Annotated in this window: 1 protein-coding gene; it reads left to right on the forward strand. The window is 37.3% G+C overall.

Annotation, left to right across the window (positions count from 1 at the left end; genetic code table 11):
- The first annotated feature begins 154 nt into the window (after positions 1–154).
- Positions 155–1,474: an IS1380 family transposase gene (locus ACEN31_RS11505; RefSeq protein ID WP_138405605.1), complete on the forward strand. Its 1,320-nt coding sequence runs from the start codon at positions 155–157 to the stop codon at positions 1,472–1,474.
- Positions 1,475–1,551 lie beyond the last annotated feature (77 nt).

Below are 1,551 nucleotides of genomic sequence, written 5' to 3' on the forward strand. Positions count from 1 at the left end.
CCTGAATAATTCATAGTTTTACTAATAGTCTTTCCTAACATTGATTTAATAGTCTTTAAAGTAATCTGCTTCATCACCCATTAGGTGATGAAAAAAGACCCCCTTTCTGATATGGTTAATTCACCACAAACTACCATAGAAAGGGGTTCTCTCAGTGGTTACTTTACAAGAAAATGCCGTAAAATTCAACAATAATTTAATCGTTTCTCATGATGGTGGTCGTTTATCAAGTGATTCTGGTTTAGTCCTAATCGATGAATTAATGGATGCTTTCCAATTTACTCAGCTCTCTGAAGATATTGTTACATTTAACGACAGTCGTAAATATTGGACACACACGAATCATAAGATTCTAAAACAGTTAATTCTGCAAATTATAGGTGGTTATAATACTGATTCTGCTGCAAATATTTTACAGCATGATCCGGTATTACAGACGTTCTCAACCGATAAGCCGTTGGCTTCTCAATCATCAATCTCTCGGCTTTATGATCGTGTAGTAGGCGAAACAATTGACTCACTTCAAGTATTCAATCAAGCGTTAATTGACAAAGCTCGTCTCCTTCGTAACGATACAAACATGATCATCGATTTAGATTCTACCCATTCAGATACATTCGGCAATCAAGAACAGACAGCTTACAACGCCCACTATGGAACAAATGGCTATCACCCATTAGTGGCGTTTGATGGGATAACCGGTGATTTTTTAAAAGCTAAACTTCGTTCAGGTAACCAATATACTTCTAAAGGGGTTAAAGAATTTCTTAAACCGTTATTGGAGCATTATAACCAAGCGATTCCAACCACCGATATTCTCGTTCGGGGAGATAGTGGATTCGCGACACCGGATATTTATGATTTATGTGAATTATACGAAAATCATTATGTTATTCGGCTAAAGGCCAATAGAAATTTGTATCGCTTAGCTGAAGAATTTGTGTTCTATGATACTGATCATCCATGGGATGAAAAAGAAGTATATTATCACTCGGTTTCATACCAAGCAGCCTCTTGGACGAAGTCCCGACGTGTCTGTGTCCGTTCGACTCGAGAAGTAGGTGAACTCCTTTTTAACCATTCCTTTATTGTCACGAATTTCTCAGAGAACATCTCGGCTAAAAGAGTATTTGAAACCTACAATAAACGCGGTACCATGGAAAACTATATTAAAGAAGCCAAAAATAGCTTCTTTTTCGATAAAACAGATAGCCCAGAATTCCTTGAAAACGAGGCACGCATGATGATTAGTCTGTTGGCATACAATGTGGTTAATTTCTTACGTACCATATGTTTTGAACCAAAATCAAAAGGACTCCAAGTGAATACGATACGTCTTCGTCTATTTAAAGTGGCTGGAAAGCTCGTCACTACAGCAAGACGAATCTATTTAAAACTATCGAGTTCCCATGTTTATCAGCGAGAGTTTTATGCAGTATTCAGGCAAATCCAAAGGATTCGGCAGTACATTTAAAGAACCTGTTTTTTAAAACCTTTTAAATGGCCTAGGGAGAAGTGCGCCCAAAATTCGTGAGATGAGACTAAAAAGTT

The sequence above is a fragment of the Ruoffia sp. FAM 26255 genome, assembly GCF_045528525.1.
GTDB classification, from domain to species: domain Bacteria; phylum Bacillota; class Bacilli; order Lactobacillales; family Aerococcaceae; genus Ruoffia; species Ruoffia tabacinasalis.